This window comes from Mycobacterium sp. 20KCMC460 (assembly GCF_022179425.1).
Classification (GTDB): Bacteria; Actinomycetota; Actinomycetes; order Mycobacteriales; family Mycobacteriaceae; genus Mycobacterium; species Mycobacterium kiyosense.
This window is the reverse complement of record NZ_AP025524.1, coordinates 708,994-728,388: the sequence shown is the minus strand read 5'-3', so window position 1 is coordinate 728,388 and position 19,395 is coordinate 708,994. Positions and strand designations below refer to the sequence as shown.

21 protein-coding genes are annotated in these 19,395 nt (G+C 67.0%); 6 read left to right on the top strand and 15 right to left on the bottom strand.

The window, feature by feature from the left end; all coding sequences use genetic code 11:
• Positions 1-98 precede the first annotated feature (98 nt).
• From MKCMC460_RS03435 to MKCMC460_RS03400, 8 genes are all read right to left on the bottom strand, one after another.
• Positions 99-821 (bottom strand): SDR family NAD(P)-dependent oxidoreductase, encoded by a 723-nt coding sequence (locus MKCMC460_RS03435; RefSeq protein ID WP_236980058.1) that lies wholly within the window; start codon positions 819-821, stop codon positions 99-101.
• On the bottom strand, positions 818-1,216 hold the full coding sequence (locus tag MKCMC460_RS03430) for a nuclear transport factor 2 family protein (protein WP_236980057.1): 399 nt from the start codon (positions 1,214-1,216) through the stop codon (positions 818-820). Before MKCMC460_RS03430 ends, MKCMC460_RS03435 begins: the two co-directional genes overlap by 4 nt.
• A complete protein-coding gene (locus MKCMC460_RS03425) occupies positions 1,213-1,953 on the bottom strand; it encodes an HpcH/HpaI aldolase/citrate lyase family protein (RefSeq protein ID WP_236980055.1) in 741 nt (246 codons plus the stop codon). The genes MKCMC460_RS03430 and MKCMC460_RS03425 overlap by 4 nt, the downstream gene beginning before the upstream one ends.
• Positions 1,950-2,918: a zinc-binding dehydrogenase gene (locus MKCMC460_RS03420; RefSeq protein ID WP_236980053.1), complete on the bottom strand. Its 969-nt coding sequence runs from the start codon at positions 2,916-2,918 to the stop codon at positions 1,950-1,952. The genes MKCMC460_RS03425 and MKCMC460_RS03420 overlap by 4 nt, the downstream gene beginning before the upstream one ends.
• 1 nt (position 2,919) lies before the next feature.
• Entirely contained in the window at positions 2,920-4,131 is a 1,212-nt protein-coding gene (locus MKCMC460_RS03415) for a cytochrome P450 (protein ID WP_236980051.1), read from the bottom strand.
• Complete coding sequence (locus MKCMC460_RS03410; protein ID WP_238305951.1) at positions 4,128-4,832, bottom strand: NIPSNAP family protein; 705 nt, start codon at positions 4,830-4,832, stop codon at positions 4,128-4,130. The genes MKCMC460_RS03415 and MKCMC460_RS03410 overlap by 4 nt, the downstream gene beginning before the upstream one ends.
• An 11-nt stretch (positions 4,833-4,843) precedes the next feature.
• Positions 4,844-5,392 (bottom strand): hypothetical protein, encoded by a 549-nt coding sequence (locus tag MKCMC460_RS03405; protein WP_236980050.1) that lies wholly within the window; start codon positions 5,390-5,392, stop codon positions 4,844-4,846.
• A 115-nt stretch (positions 5,393-5,507) separates the two neighbouring features.
• Positions 5,508-6,677: a CaiB/BaiF CoA-transferase family protein gene (locus MKCMC460_RS03400; protein ID WP_236980048.1), complete on the bottom strand. Its 1,170-nt coding sequence runs from the start codon at positions 6,675-6,677 to the stop codon at positions 5,508-5,510.
• Between the two features lie 97 nt (positions 6,678-6,774).
• Between MKCMC460_RS03400 and MKCMC460_RS03395 the strand changes: the two genes are divergently transcribed.
• A complete protein-coding gene (locus MKCMC460_RS03395) occupies positions 6,775-7,590 on the top strand; it encodes a pentapeptide repeat-containing protein (RefSeq protein ID WP_236980046.1) in 816 nt (271 codons plus the stop codon).
• A gap of 82 nt (positions 7,591-7,672) precedes the next feature.
• The gene (locus MKCMC460_RS03390; RefSeq protein ID WP_236980044.1) at positions 7,673-8,344 is read left to right on the top strand and encodes a DUF427 domain-containing protein; all 672 of its coding nucleotides are present in this window, start codon (positions 7,673-7,675) and stop codon (positions 8,342-8,344) included.
• Between the two features lie 116 nt (positions 8,345-8,460).
• On the opposite strand, the gene MKCMC460_RS03385 is transcribed toward MKCMC460_RS03390, so the two are convergent.
• The 3 genes from MKCMC460_RS03385 to MKCMC460_RS03375 are packed head-to-tail and all read right to left on the bottom strand — an operon-like array spanning position 8,461 to position 11,431.
• A complete protein-coding gene (locus MKCMC460_RS03385) occupies positions 8,461-9,627 on the bottom strand; it encodes an acyl-CoA dehydrogenase family protein (RefSeq protein ID WP_236980042.1) in 1,167 nt (388 codons plus the stop codon).
• A gap of 1 nt (position 9,628) precedes the next feature.
• Positions 9,629-10,543: an LLM class F420-dependent oxidoreductase gene (locus tag MKCMC460_RS03380; protein ID WP_236980040.1), complete on the bottom strand. Its 915-nt coding sequence runs from the start codon at positions 10,541-10,543 to the stop codon at positions 9,629-9,631.
• Between the two features lie 6 nt (positions 10,544-10,549).
• Positions 10,550-11,431 carry an acyl-CoA thioesterase gene (locus MKCMC460_RS03375; RefSeq protein ID WP_370653138.1) on the bottom strand — a complete coding sequence of 294 codons (882 nt, stop codon included), beginning with the start codon at positions 11,429-11,431 and terminating at the stop codon, positions 10,550-10,552.
• A 148-nt stretch (positions 11,432-11,579) separates the two neighbouring features.
• Between MKCMC460_RS03375 and MKCMC460_RS03370 the strand changes: the two genes are divergently transcribed.
• The 3 genes from MKCMC460_RS03370 to MKCMC460_RS03360 are packed head-to-tail and all read left to right on the top strand — an operon-like array spanning position 11,580 to position 13,807.
• On the top strand, positions 11,580-12,398 hold the full coding sequence (locus tag MKCMC460_RS03370) for an SMP-30/gluconolactonase/LRE family protein (RefSeq protein ID WP_236984587.1): 819 nt from the start codon (positions 11,580-11,582) through the stop codon (positions 12,396-12,398).
• A gap of 18 nt (positions 12,399-12,416) precedes the next feature.
• Entirely contained in the window at positions 12,417-13,262 is an 846-nt protein-coding gene (locus tag MKCMC460_RS03365) for a thioesterase family protein (RefSeq protein WP_236980036.1), read from the top strand.
• A complete protein-coding gene (locus MKCMC460_RS03360) occupies positions 13,259-13,807 on the top strand; it encodes a TetR/AcrR family transcriptional regulator (RefSeq protein WP_236980034.1) in 549 nt (182 codons plus the stop codon). Before MKCMC460_RS03365 ends, MKCMC460_RS03360 begins: the two co-directional genes overlap by 4 nt.
• Positions 13,808-13,824: 17 nt before the next feature.
• Here MKCMC460_RS03360 and MKCMC460_RS03355 read toward each other — a convergent pair whose 3' ends face one another.
• The 3 genes from MKCMC460_RS03355 to MKCMC460_RS03345 are packed head-to-tail and all read right to left on the bottom strand — an operon-like array spanning position 13,825 to position 17,066.
• Entirely contained in the window at positions 13,825-15,177 is a 1,353-nt protein-coding gene (locus MKCMC460_RS03355; protein ID WP_236980032.1) for an FAD-binding oxidoreductase, read from the bottom strand.
• Complete coding sequence (locus tag MKCMC460_RS03350) at positions 15,177-15,926, bottom strand: glucose 1-dehydrogenase (RefSeq protein WP_236980030.1); 750 nt, start codon at positions 15,924-15,926, stop codon at positions 15,177-15,179. Before MKCMC460_RS03350 ends, MKCMC460_RS03355 begins: the two co-directional genes overlap by 1 nt.
• A 27-nt stretch (positions 15,927-15,953) precedes the next feature.
• The gene (locus MKCMC460_RS03345; RefSeq protein ID WP_238305307.1) at positions 15,954-17,066 is read right to left on the bottom strand and encodes a diacylglycerol kinase; all 1,113 of its coding nucleotides are present in this window, start codon (positions 17,064-17,066) and stop codon (positions 15,954-15,956) included.
• A gap of 211 nt (positions 17,067-17,277) precedes the next feature.
• Here MKCMC460_RS03345 and MKCMC460_RS03340 point away from each other — a divergent pair, with 211 nt between their 5' ends.
• The gene (locus MKCMC460_RS03340) at positions 17,278-18,705 is read left to right on the top strand and encodes a PE-PPE domain-containing protein (RefSeq protein ID WP_236980028.1); all 1,428 of its coding nucleotides are present in this window, start codon (positions 17,278-17,280) and stop codon (positions 18,703-18,705) included.
• A 12-nt stretch (positions 18,706-18,717) separates the two neighbouring features.
• Here the strand turns inward: MKCMC460_RS03340 and MKCMC460_RS03335 are convergent, their stop codons facing one another.
• Positions 18,718-19,338: a TetR/AcrR family transcriptional regulator gene (locus tag MKCMC460_RS03335; RefSeq protein ID WP_236980026.1), complete on the bottom strand. Its 621-nt coding sequence runs from the start codon at positions 19,336-19,338 to the stop codon at positions 18,718-18,720.
• Positions 19,339-19,395: the final 57 nt, after the last annotated feature.

The following is a 19,395-nucleotide window of genomic DNA, read 5'->3' as shown; positions in this document are numbered from 1 at the left end:
CCCCACAACGTGTGCGACCTGATATCCAGCCGATTGTCACGATGTCAGCCGGTCCGGTGCCGCTGATAGGGGCGAAAGTCAGCTGCTGGCGGCGGCGCTCAGCGGATCTGCAGACATTGGCCGCCGTCGACCACCAGTTCCGAGCCGGTGATGAAGGAAGCCTCGTCGGAGACCAGAAAGGACACCGCGTCGGCGATCTCGCCGGGCCGGCCGAGGCGGCCGAACATCGCAACCGACGCCAGCCGCTGCTGGATGTCTTCGTCGAGCATGGGGGTGGCGATGGGTCCGGGGAAGACCGCGTTGACGCGGATGCGGTCCGGGCCGAGTTCTGCGGCGGCGGTTTGGGTCAGGCCGCGCAGCGCCCACTTCGCCGAACCATACGCACAGTGCTGCGGGAAGGGCCGGATCGCTCCGGTGCTACAGATGTTGACGATCGCCGCGCTCTGGGCCGTCCGCAGGTGCGGAAGTGCGGCACGCATACCCAGGAATGCGCCCAAACAATTGACCCGCCAAGAACTTTCGAAGTCGTCGATCGATTCCTCGGCCAGCGGGGCGCGGTGCAGCAGGCCCGCATTGTTGACCAGGGTGCTCAGCGCGCCGAACCGTTCGACGGTGACGGCGACGGCGGCCTCCCATTGCGCCGGGTCGGTGACGTCGAGCTCGATGGGCAGTACCGATTCGTCGCCCGATTCGCTGGTGGCGGCGACGAGTTCGTCGTACCGCAGATCACCGGCGGCCACCGAATACCCGCTGCCGCGCAGCTTCTGCACGATCGCCCAGCCTTGTCCGCCGGCGGCGCCCGTGACCAATGCGACTTTCACAGCGAGACCACCTCCGGACTGTCGGAAAGCCCTCTGCTGGTGACGAACCGGCACCGGCGTCGGCGAATCAACCAGCGGCCGTCGCGGTGCACCAGCGCGTCTTCGTAGTGCGCGAGTCGTTGCTGCTGAGTGCTGGCGTTGACGAACAGCACCTGGGATTTCGCTGTCGCGGTGTCGGCGCCGACCTCGATGCGGGTGGCGCCGAGCAGATGCAAACCACGCGGCGCCTCTTGGAACATCGTGCTGATGCCGCTGCGGCCTGCGAATGTGCGCCCGTAGACCGTGAATTCGGCATCCTCGGTGAACAGCGTGAGCGCTTTGGCCGTGTCGTGGGCGTCCAGGGCCAACGCGTATTCCGCGAGCAGTTCGCGGATCGCGCTGACGGCGTCGGTCATTCGGCACTCGCCTCACGCAGGTGTTCGGCGGCTCCGCGGCGCAGCGCCTGCGACTCCGACGCCAGGGTGATCATCTGAAAACCCAGCTTGGCCAACGCATTACCGGCCTTGCCGGCGCTGCCGTGGATGCCGGTGACCAGACCTGCCGCGGCGGTCGCCCGGTGGATTCGCTTGATCGCGTCGAGCACCTGCGGATCGCGCAGGGCACCCACCGGTCCCACACCCATCGAGATGGCCAGGTCGGCGGGGCCGACGTAGATCCCGGTCAGCCCGGGAACGGCGCAGATGGCCTCGACATCTGCTGCGGCGGCGGCTGTCTCGATCATGGCGAACACGCCGGCCCGCGATTCCAGCACAGCGGGGTCATGTCCCAGACCGGCCCGCAGCGGACCGAAGCTGCGTACCCCGTTCGGGGGATATCTGGTTGCCGCCACCGCGGCGGCGGCTTGTTCGGGAGACTCGATCATCGCGATGATGACGGCGTCGGCCCCGGCGTCGAGCACCCGCCCGATCGGCGCCGGGTCGGCGTTGGGCAGCCGCACCGCGGTGGCGATCGGCACGTTCTCGAGGCGCCGCAGGATCTTTGCGACATCGGCGTCGTCGAGATAGCCGTGCTGCGTGTCGAATCCGACGTAGTCGTACCCGGCCCCGGCGAACTCCTCCGGGCCGATCAGGGTGGGGCCGGTGATCCAGCCACCCCAGATCGGGCGCTGCGGCCGGCTCTGGAAGACACTCATGCGCTGATGGCGATCTTGACCCGCTGCGGGTCGGGCCGGCAGGCCAACTCGAACGCGGCCTGCACGTCGTCGACCCCGAAGGTGTGGGTGAGGTAGGCCTCGAGCAACGCCGGATGTTCGGCCGCGAACTTGCCGGCCTGGTCCAGCATGCGACGCCGATCAAGGGTCACACCGGATTTCAGGGTCAGGTTCTTGCGCAGCATGCTGCGCATATTGATCGGGTAGGACTCGTCGTCGGCCACACCGAAGTAGAACACGGTGCCGCCGAATGCCGCGGCTTCGACGGCGTGCCCCAGGGTGGCCACCTGGTGGCCGACCGCTTCGATGACGATGTCGGCGCGATCTTCCGGCGCGAGCCGGCTCACCCACCGGTCGCTGGTGGCGCGCACCCCGTCGTCGACTCCGTATGTGTGCCAGAGCTTTTCGCGGTCAACCGGATCGACGCCGGTCACCCTGCTGGCCCCGGCGACTTTGGCGATGTAAGAGAACAGTAACCCGATCGATCCCTGCCCGATGATCGCGACGTGCCGCCCGGCCAGCTCCGGCAACTGCTCGCACGCGTACAACACGCAGGCCAGTGGTTGCAGGCCGACCGCCTGCGCCGGGGTCAGCGACGGGTCGTAGGGTGCCAGGCCGTCCCCGTCGCTGATGACCCGCTCCATCATGCCGTCGAAGCCGGACGCCCAGCCCACCACCAGGTCGCCGGGCCGGTGTTCGGGGTGCCGGCTGGCGAGCACCTCGCCGGCGACCTCGTGGATCGGGAAGCCGTCCTTCTCGGCTGCGCTGCGACCGTCGTCGCCGGGGAGTCGTCCCTGGGCACCGCGGAAGCCCGGCAGGTCGCTGCCGCAGACCCCGGCGGCCAGAAACCGCAGCAGCACTTGACGATCCGCCAGATCGTCGGCGGTCTTCTCGGGGATCTCGGTCTTCTCGAACACATAGGGGGCGATGATCCGGTAGGACCACACGTCATACCTCCACGGGAATGTTGTTCCAGCCCCATTGGAAACTCGACGGCAACCGCACCGCGTCGTCGTCGCGAATCTGGAAGTCGGGCACCCGTTGCAGCCATTCCTGCAGCAAAACCGCAACTTCCAGCCGCGCCAGGTGGAAGCCGAGACAGAAGTGCTGGCCGCGACCGAACACCAGCGACCGCTTGATCGGCCGGTCCCAGATGAACTCGTCGGGGTCGGGGTATTCCCGTTCGTCGCGGTTGGCCGAGGCCAGCAGCGTGATGACCCGCTGTCCGGGTTGGATGGTTTGGCCGTGCAGGCTGAACGGCTTGCGCGCGGTGCGGGCGAACCATTGTGCGGGAGCGCAGTAGCGCAGAATCTCCTCCCGGGCGATCTGCACGTTTGCGTCGAGATCGGCTCGCACCGCGGCCAGCTGGTCGGGACGGCGGCTGAGCTCCCACAGCCCGGTCGCCACGATCTTGGGGACGGTTTCGGTGCCGCCGATGAACACACACAACATCTGGGTGGCGACCTCGGTGTCGCTGAGCGCGCTGCCGTCCGGCAGGTGGTAGCCGAGCAGTCCGTCGACGATCGGCAGCGCTCGCTCACCGCCGTTTCGGTGCCGCTCGACCACGGGTATCAGGAATTGCAGGTAGTTGGGCCTCGATTCGGCCGTGTCGACGCCTTCGCCGGGCTGGGCCAGGCTGCCGACGTTCACCGCAGCCAGCACCTGCGGGGCGAGATCGGATGGGATGCCGAGCAATTCACACACCATCGACGCTGCGACGATGCCACCGTACTCCTGGGTGAGGTCGAACTCGCCGCGCGGCAGCAGTAAATCGAGACGTTCGTTGGCCAGCGCCCGGATCCGGGATTCCAGCGAGGTGACCGACCGCGGCCGGAACGGCTGGGAGTGCGCGCGCCGGATCTCTCCGTACAGATCCGCGTCGAACACCGCGTGAAAAGGCAACGGGTGCAACGGCGGATCGGCGACCGGCCCGTCGTTGTGCTTGGCCAGCACCGATGCCGGCGGCAGCGTCCCCTCGGAGGCCACGAAGGTGCCGTCGTTGACTTCCAGCACCCGCCAGATGTCCTCGAATCGGGACAGCGCGTAGGTATCCCAGCGCGGCATGTAATACACCGGGTACTCGTCGCGCAGGATGCGGTAGTAGGCCGGCGGATCGGCCATCACCTGCGGGTCGAACGGGTCGTAGTGGAACTCGGTCATTGCAATGGCGACGGCGGTAGCGCCTGCAGGATGGAGTCTTCCCAGCCGTCACGTAATGCGGGCGCCACGCTCATCCAGGTGACGATCTCGGCCGGCGGGCTGTCCTTCCAGGACGGGTAGTGGTTGGCGAAGCACTCCCACCCCCCCTCCAGCGCCCAGTAGTGGATGACCTCGTTGAATCGGAAAGTGGTGGTGAACGAACCCAGCCAGTGCTTGCCGGTGCTCTCCGACCACGGGACATAAAGCCGCTCCAGTTCCCGGATGTAGTCGTCCTGGCGGCCGGGCTTGGTTTGCATGATCTCTTGAATCACCAGCGCGGCACTGAAATTTGCTTCCCGCAGCTGCGCCAGCGGTTTGTTGCTCGGCCCGGCGTACATGATTCGGCCCTCCCCGTTGGCGCCGATGTCGGCCAGGAACGCCGACCATTTTCCGGCGGCCGCTTCGTGGCTGCCGCCGCGGGACTGCGCGGCGCCGATCCGCGCGTAGTCGGAGAAGCCGTCGATCTCCCAGATGATCGTCACCTGCGGCCAGTGACCGTTGAACGGGGTGGTCTCCCAGATCGAGAACAGCCGGGCGCCAAGCGATTCCATCATCGGCTGATAGGTGTCGACGAACACCTCGGTGAAGCGATCGCTGCGGCCCGAGCCCAGGTCGATGGTCTCGTGCAGGTACAGCAGCGTATGGCGGTAGTACTTCTTCATCGCCATCCGGCTCAGCCGAGCCAGGCCGAATCGGTGAACAACGACTCGACGGAATCGACTGCGCCGTAGGGTAATCCGGCGGCATGCAGCGCCTGACCCTTGAACGCCCGGGCCGCCGCGCTAAGGGTGTACTCGATTCTGCGCATGCCGCGCGTCATCCCCAGTGGCCAGTGCTCGCCCCACAGCGCGACGTCGGCGAATCGCTTGTCCAGGGCCTTGCGCACCTTGTTGCGGACGCGGTCGTCGGCGTTGAACGCCTCGGAGCTGACGGCCAGGCCGTGGCTGCGCAGGTCCGTCTCGTCGAGTTCTGACTCCAGCTCCGATACCCGCACGCCGAGAATCTGCAGGGGGCGGGCGGCGCAACCCCGCGGCAGCAGGACGTTGACCTGCCATCCCGCCATCACGCGGTCGAACAACCAGCCGCCGGTAGTCTGCACGACGTCGCCGGTGTCGGCGGCGACGACCTCGAGCCGATGCCGCAGCGCCTGTCCATCATCGCGGTTGCGTCGCGGGGCCCCGTTGCTAGGGCGATCGCCGACGCCGAACGTTTGAGTGACCATCAAACCTATGCCTGTCGCGCTTGTCGTGGGCTGTCACCAGGCCCGCGAAGCGGGACCCCCGGCTCACTGCACAGCGTGACACTTTTGCATAATTTTGTAAAGCTTTAGCGCCCGTTCAGGTGGTCCGGCGGGAGGCCAGTTCGGTGAGCACCTCGTCGGTGTGCTGGCCGAGTTCGGGAGCTCGGGAGCGTGCCGACCAGGGAGTTCCGTGGAAATCCGCGGGGGTGGCCACCATTGGCACCACGGAGTCCTCCTCGGGAACGTCCACGATTCCGCCCGCGGCGTGAAACTGCTCGTCCGCAACGATGTCCTCGAGGCCGTTGATCGGCGACCAGAAGAAGTCCGGTTCTTCGGCGAAGAGTTCGGCCCATTCGTCCAGCGTCTTGGTCGCGAAGATCTCGTCGAGCGCGGCAATGAGTTGCACCGCGTTGGCCGCGCGGGAGCGGGCGTTGGCGTACCGGGGATCGGTGAGCCAGTCGGGCCGGCCGACCACGCGGCACAGCGCGGGCCAGTGCCGGTCCACCTCCAGCCCGACGATCCAGAACCGGCGTCCGTCGCCGGCGGCGTAGTTGTTCATCACCGGGTTGCCCATGGTTTCGCGTTGGCCGATCGCGATCGGCTGGCCGGTAAGTAGGTACGTGTTGAGGTCGAAGCTGATCGTGTAGGCGCCCTGCCGGTACAGCGAGGTGGTGACGAGCTGACCCGCGCCGGTGCGTGCGCGGGAAAGCAGTGCGGCGCATACCGCGGCGGCCAGTGTCATGCCGGCGGAGTGGTCGCCCATGCCGCCGCGCTGAAACGGCGGGGTGTCGCCCGGCCGGGTCAGCAGATGCGCGATGCCACCGCGCGACCAGAAGGCCGCCACGTCGTAGGCGGCGCGATCGGCGTCGGGCCCGGTTTCGCCGTATCCGGTGATCAGCCCGTAGACCAGTCGCGGGTTGCTCTTGGCCACCGTTTCGTAGTCCAGACCGAGGCGGCGCAGCGCCCGGGGCCGCACGTTGGTGACGAAAACGTCTGCGCCATCCAGCAATTCGAACGCGTGTTGACGACCCTCGTCGGTGGTGAGGTCCAGCACGACGCTGCGCTTGGACCGGTTGTCCATCTCGAACGGCGGGTTCACGCCCAGATCGCAGCCCAGCATCCGCCCGAACAGCCGGCCGGGATCCCCGGTCGGCGGCTCGATCTTGACGACGTCGGCGCCCCAATCGGCCAGGATGCCACCCGTCGCCGGGCCCGCGACCCAGACTCCGAGCTCGACGACGTTGAAGCCCTCCATCGGTCCCGCCATAGCTGGAACACTAACCAGCACCCCCGAACGCACGCATAGAAGGGACATTTGGAAGATGCCGTTGGCCGTTACCGGCTCAACGTGGGAGGTTGAGGGGATGGATTTCGACGCGGCGGTGGACGTGGATGCTGCCCGCAGAGTGGCTGACTGGCTGGCCGACGCACTGGCCGAGGTGTCCGGGTCTGCACGCGTGGCGACAGCGGTGGAGTCGGGTGGGGAGGAGTTCAGTATGTCCCGCCAAGATAAAGAACTACGAACGCGCTGGAGCATTGAGACCACCGCATCCGTAATCGGCGCATTGTCGCGGGGTCGCGCCGAATCGCCTTACCCTGACTATCAGGGTCGTGTCGACCTGAGCTACGCAACTCTGCCCGAGTTCCGTCTGCTGGAGTCTGAATTCACGAACTGCGTATTCGATCAAGCACGATCGCCTTCGCTGCGCACCTACTCAGCCCGACTATCGGGCTGCTCGTTCGTGTCCGCCGACCTCAGGCGGGCACAGCTCGGGGCTCGGGTCGAAGCCCGAAAACCGGGCAGTCAATACATCGGTTGCGATTTTCAGGATGCAAATCTGAGAAATGTTTCCACCGACCCGGGATCTTTCGTCGACTGCAATTTCAAGGCGACGAAGTGGAAAGGTACCCAGACGCTGTCCACTGTATTCGAAGGCTGCAATTTTCAGGATTCGATCATCGAGGAAGTCGAACTCTTTCCGTCGAGGTGCCGCCAAGCACTCTCACGGCTGAGATCAATGCCTGGTCAGGATGCTCGGGCGGCGGAGGAGGTTCTTCGAATCGAAGCAGACGAAGCCGACCTGTTGCCCGATGATTCGATCGGGATTTTGGCTCTGGACAGTTACCCGGGTGGTCTCCGCGATGCCATCAGCGCTGCGTTTGATCTCACGCATTCGTAGCAACGCCGATAAGCTCGCGGGTGCGCGGAGCAGTGCGCGTGGAGGGAAGTGAACTGCCTTTGTTCGTCTCGAAGGTGACTCGGTGAGCCTGGTAGCCGGCCGCGGTCCACTCAGCGTCGATCCTGCCGGACGCTTCGCTCCCCCGATCCCCAGTGAAGTCGTCTACATCGAGCCACACCCGCGCCGCATCCAGGCCGTCAAGGACGGCCGCACCGTCATCGACACCGAGCAGGCGCTCATGGTGCACCGCGCCGGCCGTCCGCTCAGCTACGTGTTTCCCACCGAACTCGTCACGAACCTTCCAACCGAGCCGGAACCCGAGGCCCCCGGGTACGTGCACGTGCCGTGGGACGCCGTCGACGCGTGGATCGAGGAGGGACGCAAACTGGTCCACTACCCGCCGAATCCGTATCACCGGGTCGACTGCCGCCCGACCAGCAGACGGCTACGGGTAACCCTGGACGACGGCATCACGCTGGTAGACACCGACGACACGGTCGTTGTGTTCGAAACCGCGCTGCCACCAAGGCTTTACGTGGCACCCCAGCATGTTCGTACCGATCTGTTGCACAAGACCGAGACGTCGAGTTACTGCAACTACAAGGGCTACGCCACGTATTGGGCGCCCATGTCGCACCACACCGACATCGCGTGGAGCTACGAAGACCCGCTGCCCGAAACCGGGCCCATCAAAGGCTTTCTGAGCTTCGACGAGACGAAAGTTCAGGTAGCGGCCGAGCTTCCCGAGTCGTGAGGCGGGGCCGGCCCACGGCCGGCCCACCGTCGGCCCACCTTCGCAGCCTGCCCGAGCGGCCCCAAATTGCCGCTAAAACCGCGATTTTGGCGTACATTTGGGGCCGCTCGCGCAGCTTACGTAGCTGCGGAGCTCCCCGAACCATAGGCGGGCCGCCCCAACCGAAGTTCATGCTGGGCGATCATGTTGCGGAACACCTCCAGCGACCCGCCGTAGATACCCATCGGCAACGCCAGGCGCGCAACGTGTTCCAGGGCCCCGTCATCGGGTGAGCCGGGAGCATCGGTGGGCAGCACCGCCGCCCGGCCCAGGATTTCCATCAACTCCCCGGACACCTCGCGCATGGTCTGGCCGATCGCGACACGTCCGAACATCCCCGGCGTGGACAGCGCCGCCTCCACCCGGGCGAAGCAACGGCCGAGTCGATGCTGTACGTACTCGTCGTCCCCGGCCACGACACCCGCAACTCCGTCGATGGCCTCGGCCATCAGCATGCCGTGCCCGGCCATCGCCGCGACATCCTGCAAGCCCTCGGCATCTTTTTCGACGAGTCCGTGCTCGGAATCCAGTGCCGCCCGCATCACCGTCCAGCCGCCGTTGACCTCGCCGATGCGGTAGAGGTCGTCGACCCGCACGTCGCTGTAGTAGACGATGTTGGTGCGGTCGCCGTCCAGGGTGCGGATGCCCTGGATTTCGATGCCCGGCGTATCGAGTGGCACCAGGAACATGGTCAGGTTCTTGTGTTTCGGTCCGTCCGGGTCGGTGTTCGTCAACAGAAAGACATATGCGGCGTTCTGCGCGTTCGAGGTGAACATCTTGGAGCCATTGATAATCCAGCCGTCGCCGTCACGGGTCGCGCGGGTCTTGCAGGTGGCGACGTCGGAGCCGCCATCGGGCTCGGTGTAGCCCAGGCACAGCCGGATGTGACCGGACAGCACACCCGGTAGCACCCGCTTCACCAGCTCGGGCTCGGCGAATTCCGAAACTAGATGCGCGACAACCGATGTGGTGCCCCAGTGGTACCACGGCGTGTGCGCGCGGGCGATCTCCAGATTGAAGATGCGCCGGCGCACCGCGCTGAAACCGCCTTCGGATTCCTGCCGGAAGTCGTCGGCGAGATAGCCGGCCGCACCGAGCGCCAAGTGAACCTGCTCGTCGAAGTTCTCACCGAACTCGCGATTGCGGCGGCGCACGTCGTCGGTGACGTGCTCGGTGACGAACTCGCGCATCTGCGCGTAGAAGGCCTGGTCGTCGTCGGAAAGCACGACGCGGGAGAAGTCCATGTCAGATCACATCGATCACCGAGGAGCCGAACCGGTCGATGGTCTCCAGCACGTGCGCCAGGCTGTCGCCGGGCAGGTGTACCGACACCCAGGTAACGCCCAGTGCGGCAAGCTTTTCCAGGCCGTCCAGATATGTGTCCGCGGCAAAGTCGTCCGTCGCGGGGCTACCACCCTCGGAGTTGGTGAACGTCACGTCCAGCGCCGACCAGTCACGGTCCAGCTTCTCGCAGCGCCGCCGTAAGTCCTCGATGCCCGCGGCAAGGATCTCCAGCGAATCCATCGGCGCGGTGCCCGCGGTGCGCGCCAAGCCGGCCGGCGCGGGAAACGGGCACCAGCCGTCACCGAACTGAGCGACCCGCTGCCGCGCCGTGGTGGTGTTGCCGCCCACCCAGATCGGCGGCCGGCTCACCGGCCGCGGGTGCGCGGTGATGCCGCGCGCATCGAAATGCTTTCCCTGATAAGTGATGTCGTCGGATGTCCAGATCGCCCGGATCACTTCGAGCGCTTCCTCGAACAACGCCGCGCGCTCGTCGTAGTCGACGCCCAGCGCGGCGAACTCCCGCCGCAGGTAACCGACCCCGACGGCGAGGGTGAATCGTCCCTCGGACAGCAGATCCAGCGTCGCGCCAGACTTGGCCACCACGAACGGGTTTCGGTAGGGCAGCACCACGATGTTCGGGATCAGCCGTAACGTGGACGTCTTAGCCGCCGCAAAGCCAAGCGCGACAAACGGATCCAGTGAATCATGCCCGCCCGCATCCAGCCACCGCTGCGAGGGGGCCGGATGATCGGTGAAGCCGAAGCCGTGGAAACCAGCCTTCTCGGCCGCCGCCGCCACCGTCGCGATGCCCGCCCCGCCCGCCAGCTCCGGGTTGTACGGATGGCTGTGCATCGGGTGGGTGATGGTGAAGCGCATAGGATTTCAGAACCTCGCTGCTGCCTCGATCGAGGTGTCGCTGGTGCGCAGCGGCCGGATCAGTGCCTCCTGGGCGAACGAGCACAACAGGTCGCCGTCCTCGGTGTGCACCGCACCGCGCACATAGGACATTCCCGCACCCACCTGGGTGCTCTCGTGGCTGTAGAGCAGCCACCCGTCCCACTGCACCGGTTCGTGGAACGACACGAAGATCGACATCGGCGCGGTCGACACGGTCAGGTGCGCCTGCGCGGTGCCGATACCCGGATGCGCCCGCATGGTGGTCGAAATGCCAAGGTGACCGGTGAAATACGCGATCAGGGCCTTGGCTAGGTCGTCGCGTTCGGGGATGGGGTCGTAGTGCAACCACGCGTACAGCTCGGGTGGGCCGACCTCGTCGGGGCTGTTCACGTCGACCACGTCGACCAGCCGCAGCTCCCGGCCGATCATCGGCATGTGCGCCGGGTTGGCCTCGGCGGGTGACACCACGTCGGGCCGGGTCAGGTGGTGACGGATCACGTCGCCGGTGGGCACGTCGGTCAGCAAGGTCACCACCACGCAGCGCTTGCCGTTCTGCAGCACCGAGACAATGGCGGTGGCCGTCGAGCGGCCCTCGTTGAGCACGTCGAGGACGAGCTCGATGGGCGGGCCCACCATGACGGCGCGGGCGAACACGGCGTGCGCCGAGCGCACCGACTTGCCGCTGAAGCGGTTCGCCACCGCCACGATCGCCTGCGCCACCACCTGGGTGCCCTCCACCACCTGGCGGCCGTCTTGTCCGGCCAGCCCGGTCTCGGCCGTGTAGCGGTCGGGGCCCGCCGGCTGTACTTCGAAAAGTTCCAGCAGGCTCTCGACCGACCACTGCACCTGTTCGGATTCCGTCGTCAACGCACTCACCCCTCGCTCCGGCAGCTCACGGCTCAGCGTGACACTTTGCGCATTGTTTGTAAAGCTAACCGATGGCATCACAAGATAACGCGCGTTGACAGCAATACCCGCGGTGCCTGACACTCTGGCAGTGATTTGTAACGGCACTCTGGCGCCGTCGCCGCTGGCCCACGGCTTTTGCTTCGGCGAGGGGCCGCGCTGGTTCGAGGGGCTGCTCTGGTTCTCCGACATGCTCGGCGAGGCCGTGCACACCTGCGACATGCGCGGCTCGCTGACCACCGTGCCGCTGCCCGGCCATTCGCCGTCGGGGCTGGGCTTCCGGCCCGACGGCTGCCTGCTGATCGTCTCCGCCGAAGACCGCACCGTGCTGCACTACGACGGCGACACCATCGTTCCGGTCGCCGACCTCTCCGGACTCACCCCGGCCAGCCTCGGCGACATGGTGATCGACGACGCCGGCCGCGCCTACATCGGATCACAGGCTTTCGAAGGCGGCACCATCATCCGGCTGGACCCCGACGACACCGCCACCGTCGTCGCCGAGGACCTCGATTTTCCCAACGGCATGGTGATCACCGAAGACCGCCGCAGCCTGATCGTCGCCGAGTCGATGGGCCGCCGGCTGACGGCGTTCACCATCGGAGACGACGGCGAGCTGCGCGACCGCAGGATCTTCGCCGACAATCTCGACGGCCCGCCCGACGGCATCGCGCTCGACGCCCACGGTGGGGTATGGGCGGCGATGACGCTGGCGCACCAGTTCGAGCGGATCACCGCCGGCGGCGAAGTGACGGACCGCATCGACATGGGTGATCGGGTGGCGATCGCGTGCGCACTCGGCGGCCCGGAGCGCCGCACCCTGTTTTTGCTGTCGAGCACCGATGCTTATCCCCAACGCCTGGTGGGCACCCGGCTGGCAAGGCTGGACGCCGTGCGGGTCGAGGTCCCCGGCGCCGGCTTGCCCTGACACGTGAAGGTGGATGCATTGTCCGACTCGTACTACGAGCTGCTCGACAGCGCCGACCCGAGGGGCGAGAAGTTCCGCGCCACCGACCTGGCCCGCGGCACCTGGTCGTCGTCGATCCAGCACGGTGCCCCGGTATCGGCGCTGTTGACCCGCGCGCTGGAGCGCTGCGAGCAACGCGACGACACCCGGCTGAGCCGGGTGGTGGTCGACCTGCTCGGCCCGGTCCCTGCCGACGGTGACCTGTGGGTGCGCTCGCGACTGGAACGTGGCGGCAAGCAGATCGAACTCGTGACCGCCGAGATGCTGGCACCCGGACCCGACGGCGAACCCCGGCCGGTGGCGCGGGCCAGCGGCTGGCGGCTGCAGCAGATCGACACCACGGCCGCGGCGAATGCGTCGGCGCCCATGCCCCGCCCGCGGTCCGAGGCGCACGACCGGGACATGAAGGCGCGCAACTGGGACCGCAACTACGTGCACAGCCTGCAGTGGCTGTGGCTGACCGAACGCCTGACCCAGGGCCCCGGTGAATCGTGGATCAAGCCGACCGCATCCCTGGTGGCAGGTGAAGCGATGACCCCGCTGGAACGGTTGTTCGCGGTGGCCGACTGCGCCAACGGCATCGGCAGCAAGCTGGACATCAGCAAGTGGACGTTCCTCAACACCGACCTGGCCGTGCACGTCTTCCGGGTCCCCGAAGGGGAGTGGATCGGCATCCGCGCCGAGACCAGCTACGGGCCGGACGGCATCGGTACCACGGTCGGAACCCTGTTCGACGAACAGAGTGCGGTCGGCGCCATCCAGCAGTCGGTACTGGTGCGACCCAGGCCGCCGAGGCCTCCCAAGCAGCCGAAGGTGGACGCATGAGCCAAGCTCCCGAAGTGACCGACGCCTTCGACACCGACAGCTCAACCCGTCAACGCATCCTGGCGGCCACCGCCGAAGTCCTGGCCCGCAGCGGCAAGACCAAGCTCAGCCTGTCGGAGGTCGCGACCCAGGCCCAGGTGTCGCGGCCCACGCTGTATCGCTGGTTCGCCTCCAAAGAGGAGCTGATGTCGGCGTTCTCGCGCTACGAGCGCGAAGTGTTCGAAAGGGGCTTGGCCAAGGCCACCGCCGGGCTCAAGGGCGTCGAAAGACTGGACGCCGCAATGCGTTTCATCGTCGACTACCAGTATTCGTATTCGGGCGTGCGGATGGTCGACATCGAACCCGAGCACGTCATCGCGCAGATGTCCGGGGTGATCCCGGAGATGCGGGCGGGTCTGCAGCGGCTGATCCCCGGACCCAACGCGGCGGTCAAGGCCGCGACGGTGATCCGAATCGCGATCTCGCACTACGTCGTTCGCAGTGACGACGCCGAGCAGTTCCTGGCGCAGTTGCGCCATGCGGTGGGGATCAAAACGACGGACTGAAGCTGCGCCGAGAAATCTCAGTCGAACAGCACCGCGGCGTTCAGGTACCCCGTCGGGTCGAAGGCTGCTTTCACCGTGCGCATCGCGGCGATGTCGGCGGGCTCCCGGGACATGCTCAGATATGGCCGCTTGAGAGTGCCGACGCCATGCTCGGAGCTGACGTTGCCGCCGCACCCGGCGATCAGCTCCATCATCTCGGAGTACAGCGCCGCCTCCCGCTCGACCGGGCAGCGCAGCACGTTCAGGTGCAGGTTGCCCTCGCCGATATGGCCGAACAGCAACGGCACCGCGTCGGGAACATGCTTACCCACCAAATCCACGGCACCAGAAGCGAATTCGCCCACCGATTCCAACGGCAGCGAGACGTCGAATTTCAGCGGCGGCCCGTACACGCCCAACACCTCGGCCAGCGACTCGCGCACTCGCCACAACCGTTGCTGCGCAGCCGGATCCACGCCGACGGCCGGCTCACTGCACAGTCGCGCGCCGTCGAGCAACTCGGCCAGCCGCTCGGTCTGGTCGTGGTCGGCGGCCAACTCCACTAACAGCAGCCAGTCCCCGGCCACCGGCGGCGGAACACCCAGGTGTTCGTGACTCAGGGCGGCTGCCCGGCCGTCGACCAGTTCCAGCGCGGCGATTCCGTCCACCTCGGCGAACAACCGACCGGCCGCCACCAGCGGGTCCAGCGAATCGAACCCACACACCGCGGTCACCCGGTGCGCCGGAACAGGGTGCAGCCGCAGATCCAGCGCGGTGATCACCCCCAGCGTGCCTTCGGCGCCGACGAACAGCGACGCCATGTCGTAGCCGGTGTTGTCGCTGCGCACCCGGCTGTGCCGGCGCAGTACCGAACCGTCGGGCAGCGCCACCTCCAGCCCGACCACCTGTTCGCCCATGTTGCCGTAGCGGACCGTGCGCAGTCCCCCGGCGTTGGTGGATGCCATGCCGCCGACGGTCGCGGTGTCGCGGGCCGACAGGTCCACCCCGAACACCAGGCCCGCCGCCGCGGCCGCGCCTTGCACCGCCGCCAGTGTGGCGCCTGCGCCCACCCGCACCCGGCGCTCCACCACGTCGACTTCGCCTACCGCGCAAAGCCGTTCGGTGGACAACAGTACGTCGTCGTGTGCGGGAACCGTCCCGGCCACCAGCGAGGTGCGGCCGCCCTGCACGGTCACGAAAACCCCGGCGTCGCGACAGGTCCGCAGCACCTCGGCGACCTCGGCGGCCGACCCCGGGCGCACCAGCGCACTGGCGCGACCGCGGTACCGGCCGGTGTGGTCGACGCTGCGCCCGGCCAGGACGTCGGGGTCGGTGACGAGGTGCTTGGAGCCCACCAACTCGGCCAGCTGGTCGGTGAGGCTCGCCGGCATCAGAACTCTTTGTGCGGCACGTCGGTCACCAGGCCGCCGTCCATGATGAACTCGCTGCCCGTCGCATAGGACGCTTCGTCGCTGGCCAGGAACACCACGAAGGTGGCCACTTCCCGCGATTCGGCCGGCCGCCCGAGCGGGATGGTGACCATGTCCTCGGGTAGGTGGGCGGTCATGGGGGTGCGGATGAAGCCGGGGTGCAGCGAGTTCACCCGGATGTTGAGCGGCGCCAGCTCCAGGGCCGCCGACTTGGTGATGCCGCGCACCGCCCACTTGGACGCCACGTAGGGATGCACCATCGGCGCACCGCGGATCCCCTCGATCGAGGACACGTTGATGATCGACCCGCCACCGGCGGCCGTCATCGGGTCCACGGCCACTCGCATGCCCAGGAAGGTGCCGGTCAGATTCACGTCGAGCACCTGCTGCCACTTGTCCATCCGGAATTCGCGCAGCGGCCCGGCGGCGACGATCCCGGCGTTGTTGACCAGCACGTCGAGCTTGCCGAAGTCCCCGACCGCCGTCGCGACCGCGGCCTCCCACTGATCGAGTTGGGTGACGTCGAGGTGGACGTAGCGTGCGGCGTCGCCGATCTCGGCGGCCAGCGCCTTGCCCTCGTCGTCGCGGATGTCGCCGATCACCACCTTGGCGCCCTCGGCGACCAGCAGGCGCGCGTGTTCGGCGCCCATCCCCCGGGCGCCGCCGCTGATGATCGCGACCTTGCCTTCTACCCGTCCGGGTCGTTCCATGCGGCCAGGCTCCTTTCCGAGAACTCGTTACGTGGCGACTAGATCGTTGGGGCTGTACAGGCCTTTGCCGGTGACCAGCGGCAGGTCCAGCGTGGTCCGGATACCGGGCGGCGCGGCTAGTACCGCGGGAATGGAGTTGACGATACGTCCGGCCGCGCCGGCGATCGCCGCGTGGTTGTGGTCGCCTTTGCGGCTCTTGGGCACGATGTCCACCGCGTAGGACGGCTCCCCGGTGATCTCGACGCGGTACGAGCCGCCGCCGGCGGCCGGTTGCTGCCAGTCGGGCCGCAGGTCGGGCCGCAGCCGGGTGATGTGCTCGATGACGATGACCGGGCGTCCCTTGACCATGCCGCGGATCTCGAATTGCAGCGCCGCCAGCGTGCCCTTGGCGACGTGGCCGACGGCGATGTCGAAGTCTTCGGGCGCCGGCTCCCGTTGATAGGACTCGGTGATCTCGTCGACCTCGATGCCCAGGCCGGCGGCCAACTGCCGGATCGCGGTGCCCCAGGCGATGCTCAGCACGCCCGGCTGCAACAGCATCGGCACCTCGTCCAGCGGCCGGGCGAAGCCCATGTAATGCATCACCTCGGCGCCGTCGTAGCTGGCGTAGTCGTGAATCTCCATGCAGCGCACCGACTCGATGCGCTGGCAGGTGCCGGCCAGTGCGAACGGGATCAGGTCGTTGGCGAAACCGGGGTCGACGCCGGTGATGAAAAGACTCGACTTCCCTTGTCGGGCAGCATCTTCCACCCGCGCGATGTACTTGTCGGGCATTACGCCCCACGGGTACTGCAACAGACCGGGGGAGGATCCGACGACGTTGACCCCGGCGGCCAGGATGCGCATCACATCGGCCATCGCGTCGGGCAGCCGGGTGTCGCCCATCGCGCAGTAGACGATGCACTCGGGTCGGGTGGCCAGCAACACGTCGAGGTCGTCGACTGCCTTGACCCCGGTCGGAACACCGGCGTGGCCGGTGTCATCGAGACCGACCCCGCACAGTTCGGCGGCGTCCTTGCCGACCTTCTCCGGAGTGGACACGCACACCCCGGTGAGTTCGAACGCCGGGTTGGCGATGAGTTCGGCAAGGGCCAGACCGCCGACATTTCCGGTGCCCACATGGGCGACACGAATTGGCATGAGTGGTCCCTCCATCCCGCGGCACTGCAGTTTTCTAGACACTAGTCCATAATTTTTTCGGCCCGGCGGCGGCACTGACCGATCCCGGTGCGGCGACCAGCCAACCCCCGAGTAACAAAGCTTCGCCAAACGCCTGAATTCGGCCCACAGCCGTTCTACGCTCTCTGATACCCGATACCCGTGGTTGCGGGGAAGGAGGGGCGAGGGGGCCATGTCACAGCTACTCATTGCACCCGACTCGCTTGCGACAGCTGCCACCGATGTCGACGAGATCGCCGCGGCGATCCATGCGGCCAGCACCGCGGCCGCGGGTCCGACTTCGGGCGTATTGGCAGCCGCCGGCGACGAGGTATCGACGGCAATCACCGCGCTGTTCAACGACTTCGGCGCCGAGTACCAGCAGGTAGTCCGGCAGGCGAACGCCTTCCAGAGCGAGTTCGCCCGGGCACTCGCGGCCGCCGGGACCGCCTACGCCGAGGCCGAGCTCGCCGCGCGCACCGTGTTGGCGAACGCGGCCGGCGGAATTTTGAGTGCCTCGGGGGCGGCGTTGCCCGCGGCCGGGCAGAACATCGCGCTGATCATGGGCGGCACCAACAATCCGCTGCCCACCGCCGAGTACCTCGCGGACATCCAAAAGTGGTGGATCCAAAAGCTTTTGCCGGGCTGGATTCCCAAGGCACTGTTCACCCCCGAGCAGTTCTGGCCGGTCACCCCAGACCTGGGCACCATGACCTACAACCAGTCCGTCGCCAAGAGCGTGAGCCTGTTGAACAGCGCGATCAGCCAGCAGATCGGTCTGGGAAACAACGTCGTCGCGTTCGGCTATTCGCAGAGCGCCTCGATCATCAACAACGAAATCGTTGCGCTGATGGCGGCCGGTTCGCCCTACCAGGGCCAGCTGTCCTTCCTCATGGCCGCCGCCGGCAACAACCCGAACGGCGGTCTGCTGTCCCGCTTCCCCGGGTTCTACATCCCCATCCTCGACGCGACGTTCAACGGCGCCACCCCGGCCAACAACCCGTACCCCACCCAGATCTTCACCGCCCAGTACGACGGCATCGCCCACGCTCCGCAGTACCCGCTGAACGTCCTGGCCGACGTCAACGCGGTGATGGGCTACTTCTACGTGCACAACCAGTACCCGACGCTGTCGGCCAGCACCGCCATCCAACTGCCGACCTCACCCGGGTACACCGGCCACACCCAGTACTACATGTTCCCGACCCAGAACCTGCCGCTGCTGCAGCCGATCCGCGACATCCCCTACGCCGGCCCGCCCATTGCCGATGTGCTGCAGCCGGCGCTGCGGGTGATGGTCGACCTCGGCTACAACGACGGCTATGCCAACCTGCCCACCCCGGCCGGGCTGATCAACATCCCCAACCCGGTCAATGTCGCCTACTACCTGGGCCAGTCGCTGTGGCAGGGACCCTACGGCGCCGCGGTGGAGATCGGCGTCGAAGCCGGCTGGTGGGGTCCCGAACACTTCCCCGACGCCTATCCGTGGGTGCCGTCCACCAACCCGGGACTGAACTTCTACCTCGGCCCCAGCCTGAGCCAGTCGCCGGTGACCGCGGTGTCGCTGCTCAGCGGCGCACTGGGCGACGTGTTGGACATCATTCCGCCGATCTTCAACTGACCGGGGCCCCCCTCAGCCCAGCGGCGACGTGGTGCGGATCGCCTCGTCGCGGATCAGCCCCCGCAGCAGCGCCGTGCTGAACTCGGCGGCGATCTCCTTGGCCGTGCGCCGCCCGCTCGGGCGCAGCCAGCGGTAGCTGCCCAGCGTCATGCCGATGTAGCCGAGCGCCAGCACGTGCGAGTCGCACTCGTAGAACTCACCGCTGGTGATGCCGCGGTCGATCAGCCCATGCACGTGCTCGTAGACCTGGGCTTCCTTCTCGCGCACCTCGGCGACCTGTTCGGTGGTGAACCACTCGGTGATGTAGGGCTGCTCCTGGAAGTACACCGCAGCCCGCTCGGGGTTGCCGGCGATGCCCGTCAAGAGGCGAACGGTGTACTGGTACAGCGCTTCCCGGGCGGTCCAGGACGGATCGTCGTGTACGGCGGCCAGCGTTCCCTCGGCGGCCTGACGGTAGATGTCGAACAGGATCAGCGACTTGCTGGCGTAGTAGTGGTAGACGGTGGCCTTGTTCAGCCCGATCACGTCGGCGACGTCGTCCATCCGGGTGCCGTGGTAGCCGCGGGCGGCGAACAATTTGGTGGCAACAGCCAGCAATTCCTCGCGCCGCGAAAGGCCATTTTCGGACGGCATCTTTACTCACTATCGTCGCATTTACCAATCAACTGGTTGGACAGTTTACGGGCGGCA

Bases quoted from the DNA above. Each gene is read 5' to 3' on its own strand.
- MKCMC460_RS03360 (WP_236980034.1), top strand. From the start codon at position 13,259: ATGAGCCAAGCTCCCGAAGTGACCGACGCCTTCGACACCGACAGCTCA.
- MKCMC460_RS03385 (WP_236980042.1), bottom strand. From the start codon at position 9,627: ATGGACTTCTCCCGCGTCGTGCTTTCCGACGACGACCAGGCCTTCTAC.
- MKCMC460_RS03395 (WP_236980046.1), top strand. From the start codon at position 6,775: ATGGATTTCGACGCGGCGGTGGACGTGGATGCTGCCCGCAGAGTGGCT.
- MKCMC460_RS03345 (WP_238305307.1), bottom strand. From the start codon at position 17,066: ATGCCAATTCGTGTCGCCCATGTGGGCACCGGAAATGTCGGCGGTCTG.
- MKCMC460_RS03350 (WP_236980030.1), bottom strand. From the start codon at position 15,926: ATGGAACGACCCGGACGGGTAGAAGGCAAGGTCGCGATCATCAGCGGC.
- MKCMC460_RS03405 (WP_236980050.1), bottom strand. From the start codon at position 5,392: ATGGTCACTCAAACGTTCGGCGTCGGCGATCGCCCTAGCAACGGGGCC.
- MKCMC460_RS03335 (WP_236980026.1), bottom strand. From the start codon at position 19,338: ATGCCGTCCGAAAATGGCCTTTCGCGGCGCGAGGAATTGCTGGCTGTT.
- MKCMC460_RS03340 (WP_236980028.1), top strand. From the start codon at position 17,278: ATGTCACAGCTACTCATTGCACCCGACTCGCTTGCGACAGCTGCCACC.
- MKCMC460_RS03425 (WP_236980055.1), bottom strand. From the start codon at position 1,953: ATGAGTGTCTTCCAGAGCCGGCCGCAGCGCCCGATCTGGGGTGGCTGG.
- MKCMC460_RS03415 (WP_236980051.1), bottom strand. From the start codon at position 4,131: ATGACCGAGTTCCACTACGACCCGTTCGACCCGCAGGTGATGGCCGAT.
- MKCMC460_RS03410 (WP_238305951.1), bottom strand. From the start codon at position 4,832: ATGAAGAAGTACTACCGCCATACGCTGCTGTACCTGCACGAGACCATC.
- MKCMC460_RS03400 (WP_236980048.1), bottom strand. From the start codon at position 6,677: ATGGCGGGACCGATGGAGGGCTTCAACGTCGTCGAGCTCGGAGTCTGG.
- MKCMC460_RS03430 (WP_236980057.1), bottom strand. From the start codon at position 1,216: ATGACCGACGCCGTCAGCGCGATCCGCGAACTGCTCGCGGAATACGCG.
- MKCMC460_RS03355 (WP_236980032.1), bottom strand. From the start codon at position 15,177: ATGCCGGCGAGCCTCACCGACCAGCTGGCCGAGTTGGTGGGCTCCAAG.
- MKCMC460_RS03380 (WP_236980040.1), bottom strand. From the start codon at position 10,543: ATGCGCTTCACCATCACCCACCCGATGCACAGCCATCCGTACAACCCG.